Source organism: Mesorhizobium sp. WSM4820, assembly GCF_055811075.1.
The window spans coordinates 199,379-216,421 of sequence record NZ_JBVVQN010000005.1 but is presented as its reverse complement, the minus strand read 5'-3'; the positions used below and the strand labels follow the sequence as shown (position 1 = coordinate 216,421).

At 62.2% G+C, this 17,043-nt stretch carries 19 protein-coding genes; 13 read left to right on the top strand and 6 right to left on the bottom strand.

Annotation, left to right across the window (positions count from 1 at the left end):
- Nucleotides 1-14 precede the first annotated feature (14 nt).
- Both AC0L2R_RS10915 and AC0L2R_RS10910 read right to left on the bottom strand, forming a co-directional pair.
- On the bottom strand, nucleotides 15-1,517 hold the full coding sequence (locus AC0L2R_RS10915) for a xylulokinase (protein WP_473508794.1): 1,503 nt from the start codon (nucleotides 1,515-1,517) through the stop codon (nucleotides 15-17).
- A 45-nt stretch (nucleotides 1,518-1,562) separates the two neighbouring features.
- Nucleotides 1,563-2,546, bottom strand: coding sequence for a sugar-binding transcriptional regulator (locus AC0L2R_RS10910; protein ID WP_091596103.1), 984 nt, complete (start codon nucleotides 2,544-2,546; stop codon nucleotides 1,563-1,565).
- 138 nt (nucleotides 2,547-2,684) lie between these two features.
- Here AC0L2R_RS10910 and AC0L2R_RS10905 point away from each other — a divergent pair, with 138 nt between their 5' ends.
- Nucleotides 2,685-4,013: a sn-glycerol-1-phosphate dehydrogenase gene (locus AC0L2R_RS10905; RefSeq protein ID WP_473508793.1), complete on the top strand. Its 1,329-nt coding sequence runs from the start codon at nucleotides 2,685-2,687 to the stop codon at nucleotides 4,011-4,013.
- A 4-nt stretch (nucleotides 4,014-4,017) separates the two neighbouring features.
- Nucleotides 4,018-4,827, top strand: a complete 810-nt coding sequence (locus AC0L2R_RS10900; RefSeq protein WP_473508964.1) for an HAD-IIB family hydrolase — start codon at nucleotides 4,018-4,020, stop codon at nucleotides 4,825-4,827.
- 148 nt (nucleotides 4,828-4,975) lie between these two features.
- Here AC0L2R_RS10900 and AC0L2R_RS10895 read toward each other — a convergent pair whose 3' ends face one another.
- Nucleotides 4,976-5,896 (bottom strand): sugar-binding transcriptional regulator, encoded by a 921-nt coding sequence (locus AC0L2R_RS10895; RefSeq protein WP_473508792.1) that lies wholly within the window; start codon nucleotides 5,894-5,896, stop codon nucleotides 4,976-4,978.
- Nucleotides 5,897-6,051: 155 nt separating this feature from the next.
- On the opposite strand from AC0L2R_RS10895, the gene AC0L2R_RS10890 reads away from it, so the two are divergent.
- The 11 genes from AC0L2R_RS10890 (at nucleotide 6,052) to AC0L2R_RS10840 (ending at nucleotide 14,189) form a co-directional block, all read left to right on the top strand.
- Nucleotides 6,052-6,939, top strand: coding sequence for a carbohydrate ABC transporter permease (locus AC0L2R_RS10890; RefSeq protein WP_473508791.1), 888 nt, complete (start codon nucleotides 6,052-6,054; stop codon nucleotides 6,937-6,939).
- 1 nt (nucleotide 6,940) lies between these two features.
- Nucleotides 6,941-7,813 carry a carbohydrate ABC transporter permease gene (locus tag AC0L2R_RS10885; RefSeq protein ID WP_077381408.1) on the top strand — a complete coding sequence of 291 codons (873 nt, stop codon included), beginning with the start codon at nucleotides 6,941-6,943 and terminating at the stop codon, nucleotides 7,811-7,813.
- A gap of 59 nt (nucleotides 7,814-7,872) precedes the next feature.
- Nucleotides 7,873-9,378, top strand: coding sequence for an ABC transporter substrate-binding protein (locus AC0L2R_RS10880; protein WP_287049622.1), 1,506 nt, complete (start codon nucleotides 7,873-7,875; stop codon nucleotides 9,376-9,378).
- Nucleotides 9,379-9,447: 69 nt separating this feature from the next.
- Nucleotides 9,448-10,173: an SDR family oxidoreductase gene (locus AC0L2R_RS10875; protein WP_473508790.1), complete on the top strand. Its 726-nt coding sequence runs from the start codon at nucleotides 9,448-9,450 to the stop codon at nucleotides 10,171-10,173.
- Nucleotides 10,174-10,204: 31 nt separating this feature from the next.
- Complete coding sequence (locus AC0L2R_RS10870; RefSeq protein ID WP_473508789.1) at nucleotides 10,205-11,272, top strand: ABC transporter ATP-binding protein; 1,068 nt, start codon at nucleotides 10,205-10,207, stop codon at nucleotides 11,270-11,272.
- A gap of 42 nt (nucleotides 11,273-11,314) precedes the next feature.
- Complete coding sequence (locus AC0L2R_RS10865; RefSeq protein WP_473508788.1) at nucleotides 11,315-11,482, top strand: hypothetical protein; 168 nt, start codon at nucleotides 11,315-11,317, stop codon at nucleotides 11,480-11,482.
- Nucleotides 11,436-11,642: a hypothetical protein gene (locus tag AC0L2R_RS10860; RefSeq protein ID WP_473494420.1), complete on the top strand. Its 207-nt coding sequence runs from the start codon at nucleotides 11,436-11,438 to the stop codon at nucleotides 11,640-11,642. Before AC0L2R_RS10865 ends, AC0L2R_RS10860 begins: the two co-directional genes overlap by 47 nt.
- Nucleotides 11,643-11,827: 185 nt before the next feature.
- Nucleotides 11,828-12,646, top strand: a complete 819-nt coding sequence (locus AC0L2R_RS10855) for a hypothetical protein (protein ID WP_473508787.1) — start codon at nucleotides 11,828-11,830, stop codon at nucleotides 12,644-12,646.
- Nucleotides 12,647-12,715: 69 nt separating this feature from the next.
- Complete coding sequence (locus AC0L2R_RS10850; RefSeq protein ID WP_473508786.1) at nucleotides 12,716-12,928, top strand: hypothetical protein; 213 nt, start codon at nucleotides 12,716-12,718, stop codon at nucleotides 12,926-12,928.
- A 131-nt stretch (nucleotides 12,929-13,059) separates the two neighbouring features.
- Complete coding sequence (locus tag AC0L2R_RS10845) at nucleotides 13,060-13,902, top strand: ATP-dependent DNA ligase (protein WP_473508785.1); 843 nt, start codon at nucleotides 13,060-13,062, stop codon at nucleotides 13,900-13,902.
- Nucleotides 13,903-13,931: 29 nt separating this feature from the next.
- Nucleotides 13,932-14,189, top strand: a complete 258-nt coding sequence (locus tag AC0L2R_RS10840; RefSeq protein WP_473508784.1) for a hypothetical protein — start codon at nucleotides 13,932-13,934, stop codon at nucleotides 14,187-14,189.
- A 143-nt stretch (nucleotides 14,190-14,332) separates the two neighbouring features.
- Here AC0L2R_RS10840 and AC0L2R_RS10835 read toward each other — a convergent pair whose 3' ends face one another.
- The 3 genes from AC0L2R_RS10835 to AC0L2R_RS10825 form a co-directional block, all read right to left on the bottom strand.
- Nucleotides 14,333-14,689 carry a DUF488 domain-containing protein gene (locus AC0L2R_RS10835; protein WP_473508783.1) on the bottom strand — a complete coding sequence of 119 codons (357 nt, stop codon included), beginning with the start codon at nucleotides 14,687-14,689 and terminating at the stop codon, nucleotides 14,333-14,335.
- 97 nt (nucleotides 14,690-14,786) lie between these two features.
- Nucleotides 14,787-16,043 (bottom strand): aminopeptidase, encoded by a 1,257-nt coding sequence (locus AC0L2R_RS10830; protein WP_473508782.1) that lies wholly within the window; start codon nucleotides 16,041-16,043, stop codon nucleotides 14,787-14,789.
- Between the two features lie 84 nt (nucleotides 16,044-16,127).
- On the bottom strand, nucleotides 16,128-17,042 hold the full coding sequence (locus tag AC0L2R_RS10825) for a LysR substrate-binding domain-containing protein (protein ID WP_473508781.1): 915 nt from the start codon (nucleotides 17,040-17,042) through the stop codon (nucleotides 16,128-16,130).
- Nucleotide 17,043: the final 1 nt, after the last annotated feature.

Below are 17,043 nucleotides of genomic sequence, written 5' to 3'. Positions count from 1 at the left end.
GGACGGGATGCTTTTCACGCTCCGGTTCGCCAGGCGAATCGGGTCGCGGAAAAGACCTTGGCCTGCCTGGCCGAGAGCGCGTCCCACGCTGCGCGGCAGCCGGGGTCGGGCTCGATTGTCTCGGCGATGCTCGTCATCGCATCGGCAGCCTCGGCAAAACCCTCGAACCATCCGATGCCGACCGCCGCGCTGATCGCTGCACCGAGCGACGAGGCTTCGGCATTGTGACCCTTATGGATCGCGATCCCGGTTGCGTCCGCGATCATCTTTGTCCAAAGCTTGCTGTTGGCGCCGCCGCCGATCGCCACCATTTGCGCCGGCGAAAGACCATGGCTGCGCATCTCTTCAAGAGCCCGGGCGGTTTGCAGCGTCATTGCCTCGAGCCCTGCACGATAAAAATGACCGAGCGTGTGCGAGGGGTGCATGCCGATGAAGCTGGCGCGTGCGCTCGGATCCCAGTGCGGGTCCATGCAGCCGACCAGGGTGGTGCCGGCGAGAAGTCCGTCCGAGCCGATCGGCACGGCCGCCGCTTCCCTTTCGAGGCGGTCGAAGATCGCCGGATCGGAGCGCCCGCCGGCAAACATGTCGACGAACCAGTTGACGAAATAGACGCCCGCCCGCTGCACGGCCTCGAGGAAATAGCCATCGCCGGTTGGCGAGGTCATGGTGCGCCAGAAGGCGCCGACCACCGGTTCTGGCGACCAGATTCCCGCGATGATCGCGGTTCCGAGATTGAGATAGACGACGCCGTCGCGCATGGCATTGACGCCGAGCCCGGCGCATTGCCCATCGCCGCCGGCGGCAATCACCGGCGTTCCTTCCGAAAGGCCGGTTGCGGCGGCGGCTGCGGCATGAACGGTCCCGACTCGCGTGCCGGACCGCACCGCATTGGGAAGTTGCGACGGTTTGATGCCGAGATGATCGAGGATCGGCTGCGACCATGCCTTGCGCGAGATGTCGAAGAGACCGAACGGATCGGCGCTGGTCCAGCTCGCGCTTGGCGTTCCCGTCAGTCTCAGCGTCAGATAGCCATGCACGTCGAGGATTTTGTTCGCCTGGTCCAACCGTTCCGGCTCGTTCTCGCGCAGCCATTTCAGGCGATAGACGACCGGCGTCACGTCGATCGGCTTGCCGGTGATCTGGTGCAGTCGCTCACGGCCGATCTCCGCCGCGAAACGGTCGACCAGCCCGGCGGCGCGTTCATCGAGCCACAGGCTGGCGGGTCCGATCGGCGCGCCGGCGCCGTCGATGAGGGCAACGGTCTCGCGCTGGTTGGAGATCGCGATCCCGGCGATGCGTGTCGCGTCGACCGCGTCGACAAGCTGTCGCAGCGCCGCTGTTGCGGCCCGCCACCAGTCGGTGACCTCCTGCTCGACATAGTCCGGCCTCGGCTTCATCAGTTCGAGCGGCGCCCGGCCTTCCGCCACGGCTCGTCCGTCCCGGCTCCAGGCAATCGCCTTGCAGGATTGGGTGGAACTGTCGAGGCCGACGACAAGAGGTCCGTCGCTGCTGCCCATGATTGTCCTCCCGAGACGATGAGTTCCACCGGTGCTGGTTACCGGCTATTCCAAGAGACTGTTCGCGGTGGCCATGTCGGTGACAAAATGTGTCGCATATCCGCCGCCGAGCCCGGCCCTGATCGCCGCCATCTTGCGGGCGCCACCGGCGGCGCAGATGCGGACCGGCACCGCTTTCAGTTCGTCCAGCGTGATGCCGACGGTTCGTCCGTCGAGCGGCGTTGCGAAAGCGGCTCCCTGAGCGTCGATGAACCGCCCGATGATGACCCCGAGCGCGCCCTGCTCGATCATGCCGGCAAGTGCGGCGGCATCCGATATCCCGGCTCGGGCATAGGTGCTCTCCGGCCCGATATCGCCGATCCCGAAGATGACTTTGCCGGCGGCATGGATCATGCGGAACTGGTTGACGAGCATCGGCTCCTGCATGAGTTGGTCGTGCAGTTCGTCGGTGGAGACGATCGCCGGGGCAAGCAGGTTGATGCAGCGGGCGCCGAGCCGATTGGCCATCAGCGAGGTGCAGAATTCCGGCGAGAAATCGCTGGTCCCGATCGAGCTTCCCGAGAGCTGGACGACGGTGAGGTTCCGGTCATGCCGTAGTCGTGGGATCGAGCGGGCGGCAGCGAGCACCGTTTTTCCCCAGGCAACGCCGATCGTGTCGCCCGGATCGACCATCGACGCCAGCAACCGTCCTGCCGCTTCGCCGATGCGGCGGTCGGCGTCGTTGGGATCGAGGTCGGGGATGACCGCTGCGCCGCGAAGCCCGTATTTTTCCATGAGACGCCGCGAGGTCAAGGTGCGGGCAAAAGCGTCGTGATCGACCTGCACGGCGACAAGTCCGCTTTCGCGCGCCTCCTGCAGATAGTGCACCACGCTCGCCCTGGAGACGTTCATGACCTTGGCCACGTCGCTCTGGTTGAGCTGGTCGACATAGTAGAGCCAGGCGGCCCACGCCACCGCGCTGTCGAATTCGGGCGGCAGTGCCGAGAGCCCAGATGGTCGGACTACGTCAATGTCGGCGTTGGCATTCATGTCCCTTTTTCCGCAGGTTTGCAGAACGAAGTCAAGCGTCGCGGGCAAATGCTTGACAAAAGACAGTGACAGGTGACTATTGTTTGTAACGCCAACGCTCCTGCGCCTCGATTACAGGGTCGCCAGCATGAGGACGTCATGACCAATCCGGCAGCCGGATCCTGGACGGCATTGATCGACGACATTCTGGACGGGCGCTGGACCAACCCGGAGACCGGGAAAAAGGCCGTGGTGCCGTATGACCGGATTGTCATCGAAGAAAGCCTCGACGGGCGGGCGGCCGATCTGGTTTCGGAGCTCGATCTGGGCGAGCGGTTCACGGTTGTTGCGGATGCCGCCACCTATGGGGCGCTTGGCGAGCGCGTTGCGCGCGAACTGAAGACGCTCGGCCCTGTCGATGTGGTGATCCTGGATCACCCGCATGCCGACATGGCCAATGTCGAAAGCCTGGCCGTCAAACTCGCCGATGCGGATGCCGTGGTCGCGGTCGGTTCCGGCACCATCAACGATCTCTGCAAGTTCGTCACGGGAAGGAATGGACGGCGCTATTGCGTGTTCGGGACGGCCGGTTCGATGAACGGCTACACATCGACGACCGCGTCCATCACACTGGAAAGCGGCCTGAAGGTATCGCTGCCTTCCCACGCCCCATCAGGCTTTTTCGTCGATCTTGGCGTCTCCGCTGCCGCCCCGACCTATCTGTCTGCGGCGGGGTTCGGTGACTGCCTTTGCCGCTCGGTCGCCCAGATCGACTGGTGGATGTCGCACCGCTTGCTTGGCACGGCCTACCATCAGGTCCCGTTTCTCATCCAGGAAAAGGATGAGACGGCGCTCAACAAGCGTGCCGGAAATCTTGCCGAACACGACATCGAGGCCAATGGCTACCTCTATCGCGTGCTGACGCTCTGCGGTCTCGGAATTTCCTTCACCGGCGTCTCCAATCACGGCTCCATGGGCGAGCATCAGATATCGCACTACATCGACTGTTTCGCCGGCGAGCGTCACCCCGGCACGCTGCACGGCACCCAGGTCGGCGTCGCTTCGCTCACCATGGCGCGATTGCAGCAGGCAATGCTTGCAAGCGACAAGCCGCCGTTGGTGAAGGCGACGAAGATCGATCCTGACGACATGAACCGTCGCATGGGCCCGGCTGTCGCCGCACAATGTCTCGACGAACTGAAGAAGAAGGCCTTCGACGAGACTGCCGCCGCGGCATTCAACGAGCGGCTGCAGGAGCTGTGGCCGACACTCAGGCAGGAGCTCAAGCAATTCATGGTGCCTGTCGACGAGATGCAGCGCCTGCTGAAATCGACCGGCGGGCCGATTTCAGCGGCCGAATTGGGCACGCCGGCCGATTTCTATCGCGAAGCCGTCGTTCATTGCCGGGAGATGCGCAATCGCTTCTCGTTCCTCGACATTGCTGCGGATGCAGCAATGCTGGAGGATTTTGCGCGTGGGGAAGCCTGACCGGATGCGCGACCTCGCCGAATTCGGACCCGAAACTGCATCGCGCATTCGCGGCGTCTTCTGCGATATCGACGACACCTTGACCACCGAGGGTCGTCTTCCGGCCGACGCCTACCGTGCGCTCGAACGCCTGCACGAGGCGGGCCTTGTCGTTGCTCCCATTACCGGGAGACCGGCAGGCTGGTGCGACATGATTGCCCGGTTCTGGCCGGTCACCGGCGTGGTCGGCGAAAACGGCGCTTTTTACTTCGCTTATGACCAGGCAACGCGAAAGATGATCCGGGTTTTCGCGGCGAGCGCTGACGAACGCCGGGAAAACAGGCGCAGGCTCACCGAACTGGAAAAGCGCATTGTCGAGGAGGTGCCGGGTTCGGCGGTATCCGCCGACCAGCAATATCGCGAAGCCGACCTGGCCATCGACTTTTGCGAGGATGTACCGGCGCTGCCGCTGTCCGATGCCAGGCGCATCAAGCAGATTTTCGAGGAGGCCGGCGCTGTCGCCAAGATTTCGTCGATCCATGTGAACGGCTGGTTTGGCCGATACGACAAACTGGCGATGACGCGCCGCTTTGCAAGCGAGAGGCTGGCAACCGATCTCGATGCTGAAAGGCAGGCCTATGCTTTCGTCGGGGACAGCCCGAACGACGCCCCGATGTTCGGGTTCTTTCCGAACGCGTTCGGGGTCGCGAATGTGGTGGATTTCCAGGGACAGATCGACGCCGAACCCGCTTTCGTCGCCAGGTCGCGGGGTGGCCGCGGCTTCGTCGAGATTGCCGACGTGATCCTGGCGAACCGGAGGTCGGGATTGGGCTGATCGGCGGGCGCGAAAAATGCGGACTGCAAAAGACGCAAAGGATGTTCTGCAGGCGATGGAACCGAACCAGGGACGGCTTAGGCAAGCGGGCGCGATGCGCCAGGCAACATCGCACGGCAGCTTCGGCTGCCGCCGCAACCCCGGCCGGTCACAGCGAACTGCCCGTCCCCTGGTCGGTGATAAGGCCGGTGAAGAATCCCTTTTCCAGGAGCTTGGTCATGATGCCGACCTTGTTCTTTCCGCCGGAAACGAGGATGCGCTTGGGAATGTTCAGCGTGTCGCTGGGATAGACCCCGACAATGCGTTCGTTGACGGGATGGTCGACGAGTTCGGCGTCCCGGTCGAAGAAATAGCCGAGAAAGTTCCCGATCGGCTTCAGTCTCAGGACATCGTCGAATTCCTCGTCGGTCATGTAGCCGACGCTCCGCAGCGTCGAACTGGTTGTGCCACCGACGCTCATCAGCGCCAGGTCGGCGTTCAGCGCCTTCTGGATAACCTCGCGCGCGCTCGGTTGCTGCAGGATCGTCTCGCGGCTTTCGCGGCTGTCGCAGATGATCGGTCCGGGGAGATAGTAGGATTCGGCCTGGGTGCGCTGGGCAAAGACGGCGGCCGCGTCGTATTTGTCGATCGACGACCGGCGCGACAGCGAGCCGAGAAGCGGCACGACGGTAACGTTCCTGAGCGCCACCGGCTCGATGTTGGAAGCGAGCCATCGCATGGTTCGGCCCCACGCCATGGCGACCGTCATGTCGTCCCTGAGCAGCGTCTCGACCGTCTGCGCGGCATAGATGCCGATCACTTCGGAGAGCCCGAGTTCCGACCCGGTGTCATCAGGTGTGACGCTGCATATGTCGAGCCGGTACTTCCGCCTGAGCTGTTCTTCCATTTCGAGCGCCTGGGACGTCCCGGCATTGATGCGGATCGAGACGATGCCGCGCTCCTTCGCCTCGGCCAGCAGCCTGTGGATCTTGGTGCGGTTGATCTGCAGCCGCTCGGCGATGGCCTGCTGCGTTTCGCCCAGCACGAAATACTGATGGGCAACCCGTGCCAGCAGACCGATCGACGTCATGAGGGTCCTCCGATGCTTGTGGCGCACCCATCCGAATGCCGCTGTAGCCGGCCAACAAGTGCTTGCCACAGACAGGGCGACGATATAGCATTTGAACAAATGCACAAGATATGAACATTTGTGCATCGCAAAACGAAGCGGTTCGGGAGGAACGCGTGCGGGTTGCCCAAGCCAGACGTTTCGTCATTTCGGATCACCCGCTGCCCTGGCTGCTGCCGCTGGTGGCCATCCTGCTTGTCTTCACGGTTTACCCCCTCATCTACAACATCTGGCTGAGCTTCCACGAGTTCGTCCCGCGCCGGCGGGCGCTCGAATTCGTCGGAACGGAAAACTGGGTGCAGCTGTGGAACGACACGCGGTTCTGGCAGTCGCTCGTCATCACCTTCACCTATTTCGCCATCGCGCTGATCTTCGAGCTGGTGCTCGGCATGGCGATCGCGCTGCTCCTCGACAGCGACGGCTTCGGTTTCGGATTCCTGCGCGGCGTGCTGACGATGACGCTCGTCATCCCGCCGGCCATTGTCGGCATGATGTATCTGCTGATGGAGGATCCGCAGTTCGGCGTGATCAGCTATCTCCTGCAGTCGATCGGACTGCTCAATTCGAACAACCCCATCCTCGCCACCGCGTCGACCGCGCTTGCCGGCGTTCTCGTCGCGGAAATCTGGCAGTGGACGCCGTTCATGGTGCTCATCTTCCTCGCCGGTCTCAGGGCGCTTCCGCCGGAGCCTTACGAGGCCGCGATGATCGACGGCGCGTCGTCGTTCCAGATCTTCCGGCGCATCACCCTGCCGATGATGTCGAAGGTGATCGCCATCGCCGTGTTGGTCCGCGGCATCGATCTGTTCCGCGTCTTCGACTACGTCTTCGTCATGACCTCCGGCGGGCCGGGAGCGTCGACCTACTCGCTGTCCCTCTATGCATGGCAGCAGACGTTCAGCTTCGTAAAATGGGGCTATGGAGCCACGCTCAGCCTCGTCACCCTGGTGATCATCCTCATCATTGCCAACCTCTTCATCCGTATCGCCAAGGTGAGGTGGTAGAATGAACGGCTCCTTCTCGACCCGCATGCTTCGCACCATCGCCGCCTGGGTTGTGGTCGCGATCTTCTTTTTTCCGATCTACTACTGGACGTCGGTGGCGTTCAAACACGGCAACGACATCTTCAACCGGCCGCCGAAACTGTTCGCCTTCACGCCGACCTTCGACAATTTCCAGAAGGTGTTCGGGATTTCGCTGGGCAGCGGCGGCATCACCGTGACGCCGGGCGGCGGCAATTTCTACATGGCGCCGCGCGTCTGGGATTCGATTGTCATCGCGACGCTGTCGACCGTGCTCGCTGTCGCCATTGCCACGCTTGCCGCCTATGCCCTGTCGCGCATGAACTTCCGCGGCCGGCACAGTTTCGTCGGCTGGGTGTTGTCGACGCGCATGATGCCGCCCGTCGCGGTCGCGGTGCCGATGTTCTTCATCTACAAGAATTTCGGTCTCATCGACACCTATACCGGCATGGTGCTGATCCACGCGCTGATGAACCTGCCGCTCGCCGTCCTCCTGATGAAGAGCTTCTTCGACGACATTCCTTCCGAGATCGACGAGAGCGCCATCGTCGACGGCGCCAGCCGCTTCATGATTTTTCGCAGGATCGTGCTGCCGATGGCCAAGGGCGGCATTGCCGCCACTGCGGTGCTCTGCTTCATCTTCAGCTGGACCGAATTCCTGTTTGCGCTGACCCTGACCACCACGTCGGTCAAGACCGTGCCTGTCGTCTCGTCGACCTTCGTCACCTCGATCGGCACCGCCTGGGGCAACATGGCCGCGCTTGGCGCCGCCTCCATCATTCCCGCTTTCATCTTCATTCTGTTGGTTCAGAAGCACCTCGTGCGCGGTCTCACGATGGGATCGTTGAAACAATAGATGGGAGGCTCGAATTCGCAGCCTTGAGAAAATCGCGAATTAAACCGGAGGAGTAGACAATGAAAGACAGCATCAGAAAGACGCATCTTGCCTCTGTCACCGACCGCTTCGTTCGCGGACAGATGGACCGCCGCTCGTTTCTTCGCGCAGCAGGCATTCTCGGCCTCGGCGCCGGCGCGCTCGGCATGGGCCTGGGACGGCGTCCGTTCTACGGCATCAGCCAGGCATCGGCTCAGGAACAGGAACTGAAGCCCAGCGCCGAAATCACCAAATGGCTCTCGGATGTCGGCAAGCCCTTTGCCGGAACGACGCTTCGTCTCGCCACCGAATCGACACCGCCGTCGAATGCCATCGCCACGCAGCTCAAGCAGTATTTCGAGGAGGCTACCGGCATCAAGGTCGAGATCGAAGTGCTGCCGCTCGAGCAGGTGCTGCAGAAGCTGACCCTTGACGTGGCTTCGAGCCTCGGCACTTACGACCTCTACTATATCGACCAGAGCTGGGCGGCGAGCTTCAGCCAGGACGTCTTCGATCCGCGCGAGCAGCTCAAGAACGCCGACCTGGCGATGCCGAACTACAACATCGACGACTTCCTGAAGCCGCTCGTCGACGGTATCGCCATGTACGAGGACCGCATGGTCGGCGTACCCTACGACATCCCGATCTTCATCATGCAGTACCGCAAGGACGTCTGGGACGAGCTCAAGCTGCCGCCTCCGGCGACGCTGGACGATTTGCTGAAGGCGTCTGCGGCGATCACCGACGCCAAGGGCCCGAACATGTACGGCACCAGCGGCCAGATGAAATCGGGCCATTACAGCCTCGAATGCGATTGGACGGCGTGGCTTTGGGGCCATGGCGGTTCGATTTTCGGCCCCGACGGCAAGTTCACCGGCAATGACGACGCCGGCTTGGCCGCCATGGCCTACTGGGACAAGCTCAAGGCGACGATGCCGCCCGGCGTCGACGGCTGGACATGGGATGGCGAGGGCCAGTCGGTCGGCCAGGGCGTCGCCGCCTCGATGCTGTCCTGGGGCGAATTCTTCCCGTTCTTCGACGATCCCAAGGCCTCCAAGGTCTCGGGCCTGATGGAAGCGATGGTTCCGCCGAAACCTGCCGCGACGCTGCGCACCGTCGAGCAGACCGGGTTCGGCGAGATTCCGGGCGTTGGTCACCAGGGCGGCTCTTCGCTCGCGGTATCGAAATACTCGAAGAGCCCGGACGCCGCCTGGATATTCATGCAGTGGGCGACCTCAGCCGATACCCAAGCGCTGATAACGGTTCTGGGTGGCGGTACCGGGCCAACGCGCACCAGCGTCTATGACGATCCGCGCGTGCTGGCCAATGCGCGTGTCGGCGCCGGCACGACCCGCCACTTGCCGGTCGTGCGCGACACCATCGCCAACTACATGGGATCCGAGCCCGACCTGCCGGCATGGGCAGAACTCTCGAGCGACATGATCCCGGTTGCGCTGGGCAAATACTTCGCCGGCCAGTCGGGCTCGGCCAAGGAGTCGCTCGACGCCCTGAAAACCCAGGTCGACGATCTCGTCGCCAAGGGCTGAGTCTTCCCCCGGGCTGGCTGCCCGAAGGCCGCCAGCCCGGGGTATCGACAATTTCGATTGAGGAAAGCCATGGCTGGAAAACAGCTCGTAGCAGTGACAGGAGCCAGTTCAGGTATCGGCGAGGCGGTCGCCAAGGCGTTTTCCCGCGCCGGCCACCCTGTTTTGATGATGGCCCGCCGTCTGGAGCGCATGGAGGCGCTGAACCTGCCCGACAGCATGGCTCGGCAGGTCGATGTCCGCGACCGCGCCGCGATCGCGGCTGCCGTGAAGGAGGCGGAAGCCGAATACGGACCGGTCGACATGCTGTTTGCCAATGCCGGCATTGCGCGGCTTGCCGACATAGGCCGCCAGCCGCCCGAGGAATGGGACGAGATGATCGACATCAACACCAAAGGCGTGCTGAATTCGGTCCACGCCGTGATGTCGGGCATGATGGAGCGCCGTCATGGAACGCTGTTCATGATGAGTTCGATCGCCGGCCGAAAAGTCTATCCGGATCATACGGTCTACTGCGGGACGAAATTCTTCGTTCACGCCGTGTCGGAATCGCTGCGCGACTATCTTTCCGACTATGACGTCCGCGTCGTCGTGCTTTCGCCCGGGGTGATCGAAACCGAGGTTCTGAGCGGTGTCCTCGATCCGCAGACACTCGCCAACTACAAGGCCAACAAGCTCAAGATCGGCGGCGGCATCGGCCCGGAGCACGTCGCTGACCTCATGCTGCACACCTACCAGCTGCCACAAAACGCTCTCGTGCAGGAAATCGTCATCACGCCGACCAGGCAGAAATACTGACGACCCTGACCCGGGCGTCTGGAGACAGAGAATGGCCACCGTAGAATATAAGAACATCGCCAAGAGTTTCGGCCATGTCGAGGTGATGAAGGATATCTCCTTCGGCATTGCCGACCGCGAATTCGTCGTGCTTCTTGGGCCGTCGGGCTGCGGCAAGACCACGCTCCTTCGCATGACAGCCGGGCTCGAGCGTGTGACCAACGGTGACCTTTTGATCGGCGACAGGCGGGTCAATGACGTTCACCCGCGCGATCGCGACATCGCGATGGTGTTCCAGAACTACGCGCTCTATCCGACAATGAAGGTGTTCGACAATATCGGCTTCAGCCTCGAAGTGGCGAAAGTGCCAAAGACGGAGATCAGGAAGAAGGTCGAATGGGCGGCGGAAATCCTGAACCTTACGCCCTACCTCGGGCGCTATCCCAAGGAACTGTCGGGTGGCCAGCGCCAGCGCGTCGCCATGGGCCGCGCCATGGTGCGCAATGCCGCCGTCTTCCTTTTCGACGAGCCGCTCTCCAATCTCGACGCCAAGCTGCGCACGCATATGCGCGTGGAAATCCGCCAACTCCACAATCGTCTCGGCACCACCACGATCTACGTCACCCACGACCAGATCGAGGCGATGACGATGGCCGACAAGATCGTGCTGATGCACGCCGGCAGGATCATGCAGATCGGCACGCCCGACGAGGTCTACGAGCGCCCGAATTCGAAATATGTCGCTGATTTCATCGGCTCGCCGTCGATGAACTTCATCGCCGGCGCTGTCGAGACCACAGGCGGCAGTCCTCGCTTCGTCGCCGAAGGCGTGTCGATCGGCCTGTCACCGCAGATCAAGGCAAAACCAGGCCAAAAAGTCATCATGGGGGTGCGGCCACACGATCTCGGCATTTCGGATACGGGTGAGATCAAGGGCGAGGTCGTGCTGTCCGAAACGACCGGCGCCGATGTCCAGATTCATTTGCGCGTGGCCGGATACGACGCCGTCGCCGTGGTGCCGCGTGACGAGCGCCGCAACGCCGGCGCCGCGATCAATCTTTCGGTGCTGCCGGGCAAGGTGCACCTCTTCGATGCGGCCACGGAACTGCGTGTCGCCTGAGACCAGCGACGGCGGCGTCGATGCGACCTCGGCAACGACTACGTGTTCGCTGGCACGAAGAAGGGTCAGGCGGTCGGCGAGACGGCGCTCAACGACATGATCACCAAGGACCGCTCGCGCGGCGGTCTGCTGGCCCTGCAGGGCATCGCCACCCAGCATGGGCATGCGCGCCTCGTTCCGCACATGGGCGAAGGAGCACAAGTTCGATAACGATGCCGCCGAGCTTTGCCTTGCGCACGTCGTCGGCACCAAGACCCAGCAGTCCTATGACCGCGCCGAAATGTTTGGGGAGCGCATCAAGATCATGCGGGCTTGGGGCAATTACTGCACGGGCGTTTCGAACGTCGTGCCTCTGCAAGTGGCGGCATGATGAGCACCCCCAAGCGCGAAACGGTCGAGATGCTCGACGTCTACTCGGACGACAACTGGGCGACTGGTCCATCTAGGACCAGGTCGCAAAGAGGTCTGCCCAACAGCGGACGTTGTGTCGGCGGCCAAGTGAGGTATCGTCCAAATCCAACGTCCCGCAACAATGGAAATTCGATACTTAGATCAATGCTTTCATTACCTCGCGTTTGCCGGTTTCTCATCTTTGTCGCGCTGACAATCGTGACCCAGATCGGTGGCCTTGCCTATCTTCTGGCTTTGCTCGCAACCCACGCTTTGGGTACGCGGCGCCTCGCGGCAAAATTTGGGATGTTCATCCTTTTCTACGCCGCTACAGCATTTGCCGCGAGCTTTGTTGCACCGATATTCGGGCGGGTTCCTCTATCCTGCTTTCCAAACGAGATGGTCCGTCTTGTCGTGAAGTCGCCGATCTATTGCTTGCTCAACCGCAACTACGTGGCGCCGCCCATGCATGATCTCGTCACGGCGCTTGCGGAAGATGTGGACCGCGAATTCCCTGGCACTACCACAGTCGCACTGGATGGAAACTTTCCCTTTTGGGACGGTTTTCCGCTGCTTCCACATCTTTCCCATGCCGATGGCAAGAAACTCGATCTCGCATTCTACTATAAGACCCCGCAAGGCAACTTCCTGAATGGCGTAGCGAGGTCCCCGATCGGGTATTTTGCCTTCGAGGAACCGGCGGCGGGCGACGAACAGCCCTGTGAAGGAAGGAACGACTTCATCACTGCGCGGTGGGATCTCGAGTGGCTGCAGCCATTCTTTCCCGGCTATCAAATCGAAAAGCGGCGCACGGCCTTCTCCCTCCATTGGCTTTCCACGAAAGGCGTCGAAAGGTTCGGGCTGGATAAGATCTTCCTGGAACCGCATATTAGGAATGCGCTGGGCACGACCGACAGCCATATCCGGTTTCAGGGATGCCGCGCCGCCCGCCACGACGACCATATTCATATACAGATCAGGTAGTGATGATGGCGGGCAGATGGCAGCGGCAGAGCGCGCTCTATTGGGCTGAGCTGGTCTGGGGAGCACCAAATGTGGAAAAGAGAGCCAACTGAGTTGCAAAAAAGAATTGAACTCCAATTCAAAGAGGACACCCGCGTCGATCCATTACACCCCGTCGAAAGCAGCGAACGTTTGCAGCGGGCGTTCGAGAAATACGGGCTCACTCCAATTCTAAAACGCGGGATCGCTGTCATGTTTGTTCTGATGCTCGGGTTGCTCATTTGGGAAGCCCTCCGTCACTGACGGGCGCGTCCCTTTTTGCCCTCCGTGCGGAACAATGGCACCGGCTGAAGGTTCGGCCCGTGCAGCATCTCCTACGCAGACCTGCTGCGAGATCGGATTGCATCGCCGCGAGGCTGGCGTTTATCCCCCCGATGGAGTCCACGCTGGTCGCCAAGCCGCCCGAGGGTGAAAACTGGATTCACGAAATCAAGCTCGACGGCTACCGTTCCCAGATCGTCATCAACAGCCCCGAGGATATCCGCGTCTATACGAAAACCGGTGCGGACTGGACGAAGAAGTATGCAGGGCTCGTGGACGCAGCGCTGGAGCTTGATGTCAAGAACGCGATCATCGACGGCGAGGCGATTGTCATCAATGAGGCCGGTCTGCCCGACTTCAATGCGCTCCAAAATGCCGTCCACAACAACCCCTATGCCATGTATCTCGGTGCCTTCGACATTCTGCACCTGGACGGCCACGATCTGCGCGACCTCGGCTGTAAAGCGCGCCGCGAAATTCTCCATGGCATCATCCAGCCGAACAGCCGGATTCAGTTCAGCGAGGCCATGCCTGGCGACGCCAAGGCGATCTTCTACCTCGCCGACCAGGCTGGGTTCGAAGGGATCGTCTCGAAGCGCGCTGACAGCAAATATCGCAGCGGTCCAACGACGAACTGGCTGAAGACCAAGAGCTTCACGGAAGATGAATTCGAATTGCTCGGTGTCAAGCGCGAGCGAGGTAAGGCGGCATTCGCCTATTTGGCCGAGCCCGGCACCGGGAAATATCGTGGCTCGGCCTTCATCACCTTGGGCCGAGACATGAAGGATCGGCTGTGGAAGCGTGTCCAGGATCATGCCGGGTCGAGGCCGGAGGTGATGAAGGAGAAGCCGGAGGCTCAGTGGGTCAAGCCCGGCATAAAGCTGCGTGTCAAACATCTTCGCGGCGACCACGCCCACATACGCCACGCGTCACTGCTGGGTTTCAGTGACGAATAGGCGACCTATTGTACTGCCGGAAGCGGTTCGTGCTCCGGCTGGGCATGATGAAGCACCTGCCCCAGTTATGGAGCGAAGTTGCCGGTGACGATTATGAGAAAGAGAACAACACGCTGGAACACCTCCCAAGCTATCATCAAGCCGAGGCAGATCACCACAGCCCACGCAACCAGATTACCCCAATTCTTTCCGGCAGTTTGGCCAGCAGGCGGCTTTCTTTCCCCTTCGGTCATAATCTCGCCCTTCGGTTAAGTTTGCCAACGGTTGCCTTTGTCCCGCCTGGCTGACTGACTGCGGCCGCTATCGAATCATAGATGGGAACACCCAGATTGGCTTCGCGCGGTGCTGACATCTGCGACATGAGAGTGATTGTTGGCAGCCAGATGATAAGTCATCCCGCACTCCCTAGAGATAGGCAGCACGCGCTGCCTCAGCCCTTCAGGCTGAGATAATCAGCCAAAGCCACTGCGTTGTTGTGCATGTCGTCCTGGGCGCCGTAGAGCAGCGTCACCCGGCCGTTGTCGAGCAGGGCGCGCAACTGGCCGACCGCCTCGCTGTTCCTGTCGAGCTCGCCGCGATAGCGCTGCTGGAACTCCATCCACCGCGTCGGATCGTGGCCGAACCATTTGCGCAATTCATCGCTTGGCGCGACGGTCTTCAGCCATAGCGTCAGCGCGGCGTCTTCCTTGCGGACGCCGCGCGGCCATAGGCGGTCTATGAGCACCCGCTGCCCATCGCCAGGCGAGGGCGGCTCGTAGATGCGTTTGACCCTGATATCGAGTTTCATTGCCAACTCCGGGGTTGGCCGCCATGTCGTCTTGCTGGCCATGTCGTCTTGCTGGCCATCACGGCTTGCTGGCGGCTGCTTACGCCCCCACTCGCCCTTACGCCCACTCGCCCTTGCGCATGACCGGCACGCGGCCGCCGTCCTTGCCGACGCCGTCGATGTCGATCTTGTCCGAACCGATCATCCAGTCGATATGGATGAAGCTCTTGTTGCCGCCACGCGCCGCGATCTCGTCCTGAGTGAGCGAGGCTCCGTCGACAAAGCACTTCGAATAGCACTGGCCGAGCGCGATATGGCAGGCGGCATTCTCGTCGAACAGCGTGTTGAAGAACAGCAGGCCGCTCGCCGCGATCGGCGAGGAATGCGGCACCAGGGCGACCTCGCCGAGCCGGCGTGCGCCTTCATCGGTGTCGAGCACTTTTTTCAGCACATCCTCGCCCTTCGAAGCCTTTGCCTCGACGATCCTGCCTTCCTCGAAGCGCACCGATATCTCGTCGATCAGCGTGCCCTGGTAGGACAACGGCTTGGTCGAGGAGACATGCCCCTCGACGCGCCTTGCATGCGGCGTGGTGAAAACCTCCTCGGTCGGGATGTTCGGGTTGCAGGTGATGCCGTTCCTGGCAGTCGAGGCGCCGCCCATCCATTCATGGCCGTCGGCCAGGCCGACCGTCAGGTCGGTGCCGGGTCCGGTGAAATGCAGCGCATGGAAATTATGGCCGTTCAGCCATTCGGTGCGGCTGCGAAGCGCCGCATTGTGCGCCTTCCAGTTGCCGATCGGGTCGTCCACATCGACCCGTGAGGCGGCAAAGATCGCGTCGGCGAGCTTCGCCATCGCGACGTCGTCGCTATCGCCCGGAAACACCTGCCTGGCCCAGGCCAGGTCGGGGTAGGCGACGATGTTCCAGTTGATGTCGAAGCCGGTGATCTTTTCCAGTGCCGGCTGGTAGGCGATCGAGTTCGCCTTGTTGGCGCGCGCCACTTTCGCCGGGTCCTGTGCCGACAGCAGCGACGGATCCTCGCCGCGCACGGCCAGCCGCGCCGCGTTGTTGGCGAAGGCCTTCGCCATGCCCTCATAGAGCCAGCCGGCGGCGTGGTCGAAGCCGGCGTCAGCGCCATGGCGAAAACGTGCCAGCGTCATCTCGTCGTCGTTGAAGATCGGCGTCACCAGGCCGGCGCCGGCCTTGTAGGCTTGCTCGACGATCCGTCGCGTCAAAGGCAGCGCTGCGATCGACGATGTCAGCACCAGGTCCTGTCCCGGCTGCAATTGCAGCCCGACCTTGATGGCGACTTCTGCCAGCCTGTCGAGCTTCACCGGGTCGATCGTTGCGGAAACGTCGCGCGAATGTGTGGTCATGATCCTGCCTGTCGCGATGTGGGAGCCTGGTTCTTACATAGACCGGTGCCATCGGTCTTTCCACCGTGATCGACCGGGGCCTGCTCAGGCCGCGCCGGCGAGCGCGCCGAACTGCGCCATCGTCGCCTCGATCTCCTCGCGGATCCAGATCTTGAAATCGCGCAGCTTGCGGCTCTCGCTCTTGCTGGCCGAGGTCACCAGCCAGTAGCCCAGCCCGCTCTCAGCGCGGACGCCGAACGGCGCGACCAGCCGGCCGTCGGCGAGAGCGTCAGCCGTCAGCAATTGCCAGCCGAGCATGACGCCGTGGCCGGCGATCGCCGATTCCAGGCACAGCATCGGGTCGGTGAAGCGCGCGCCCTTGAGGAAGCTGACCGGCTTCACCCCGGCCGCCTCGAACCAGCTTTCCCAGCTGATCATCGCTCTTTCGTCGGTGATCGCGCAGGTCAGGGCGAGATCTTCGATCGATTTCAGTTTGTCGGCGATCGCCGGGGCGCAGACCGGGAAGACTTCCTGCGCCAGCAGCAGCTGCGCGCGCACGCCCGGCCATTTGCCGTCGCCAAGCCGGATGGCGATGTCGATGTCCGAGCGATCGAGATCGGCAATCCGCACCGAGGCGTCGATGCGCAAAAGCACATTCGGATGCCGGGCGAAATGACGTGACAGTCGAGGCAGCAGCCACTTCGAGGCAAAGGCCGGCGCGACCGAGACCACCAGCGTGCATTCGGAGGCCTCGTCGGCGAGCGCCACGGCTTGGGCGAGCTCGCGGAAACCTGCCCCGAGCCGGGCGGTGAAGACGGTGCCGAATTCGGTCGGTACCAGACCGCTTGCCGTTCGTTCGAACAGCGCCTGGCCAAGTTGCGCTTCCGCCCGCTTGACCTGCTGGCTGACGGCGCTGGCGGACACGTTGAGTTCGCTCGCCGCAGCCGAAAGCGATCCCAGGCGGGCGACGGTTTCCACGGCGCGCAGGCCGTTGAGGTGGACTCGGTTGAGCATGGCCATA

What these genes read in the sequence shown, in the direction of transcription:
- AC0L2R_RS10830 (WP_473508782.1), bottom strand. Translation starts at nt 16,043, where the DNA reads ATGACCACACATTCGCGCGACGTTTCCGCAACGATCGACCCGGTGAAG.
- AC0L2R_RS10885 (WP_077381408.1), top strand. Translation starts at nt 6,941, where the DNA reads ATGAACGGCTCCTTCTCGACCCGCATGCTTCGCACCATCGCCGCCTGG.
- AC0L2R_RS10870 (WP_473508789.1), top strand. Translation starts at nt 10,205, where the DNA reads ATGGCCACCGTAGAATATAAGAACATCGCCAAGAGTTTCGGCCATGTC.
- AC0L2R_RS10915 (WP_473508794.1), bottom strand. Translation starts at nt 1,517, where the DNA reads ATGGGCAGCAGCGACGGACCTCTTGTCGTCGGCCTCGACAGTTCCACC.
- AC0L2R_RS10900 (WP_473508964.1), top strand. Translation starts at nt 4,018, where the DNA reads ATGCGCGACCTCGCCGAATTCGGACCCGAAACTGCATCGCGCATTCGC.
- AC0L2R_RS10845 (WP_473508785.1), top strand. Translation starts at nt 13,060, where the DNA reads ATGGAGTCCACGCTGGTCGCCAAGCCGCCCGAGGGTGAAAACTGGATT.
- AC0L2R_RS10855 (WP_473508787.1), top strand. Translation starts at nt 11,828, where the DNA reads ATGCTTTCATTACCTCGCGTTTGCCGGTTTCTCATCTTTGTCGCGCTG.
- AC0L2R_RS10835 (WP_473508783.1), bottom strand. Translation starts at nt 14,689, where the DNA reads ATGAAACTCGATATCAGGGTCAAACGCATCTACGAGCCGCCCTCGCCT.
- AC0L2R_RS10860 (WP_473494420.1), top strand. Translation starts at nt 11,436, where the DNA reads ATGCGCGCCTCGTTCCGCACATGGGCGAAGGAGCACAAGTTCGATAAC.
- AC0L2R_RS10825 (WP_473508781.1), bottom strand. Translation starts at nt 17,042, where the DNA reads ATGGCCATGCTCAACCGAGTCCACCTCAACGGCCTGCGCGCCGTGGAA.
- AC0L2R_RS10850 (WP_473508786.1), top strand. Translation starts at nt 12,716, where the DNA reads ATGTGGAAAAGAGAGCCAACTGAGTTGCAAAAAAGAATTGAACTCCAA.
- AC0L2R_RS10880 (WP_287049622.1), top strand. Translation starts at nt 7,873, where the DNA reads ATGAAAGACAGCATCAGAAAGACGCATCTTGCCTCTGTCACCGACCGC.
- AC0L2R_RS10875 (WP_473508790.1), top strand. Translation starts at nt 9,448, where the DNA reads ATGGCTGGAAAACAGCTCGTAGCAGTGACAGGAGCCAGTTCAGGTATC.
- AC0L2R_RS10905 (WP_473508793.1), top strand. Translation starts at nt 2,685, where the DNA reads ATGACCAATCCGGCAGCCGGATCCTGGACGGCATTGATCGACGACATT.
- AC0L2R_RS10910 (WP_091596103.1), bottom strand. Translation starts at nt 2,546, where the DNA reads ATGAATGCCAACGCCGACATTGACGTAGTCCGACCATCTGGGCTCTCG.
- AC0L2R_RS10895 (WP_473508792.1), bottom strand. Translation starts at nt 5,896, where the DNA reads ATGACGTCGATCGGTCTGCTGGCACGGGTTGCCCATCAGTATTTCGTG.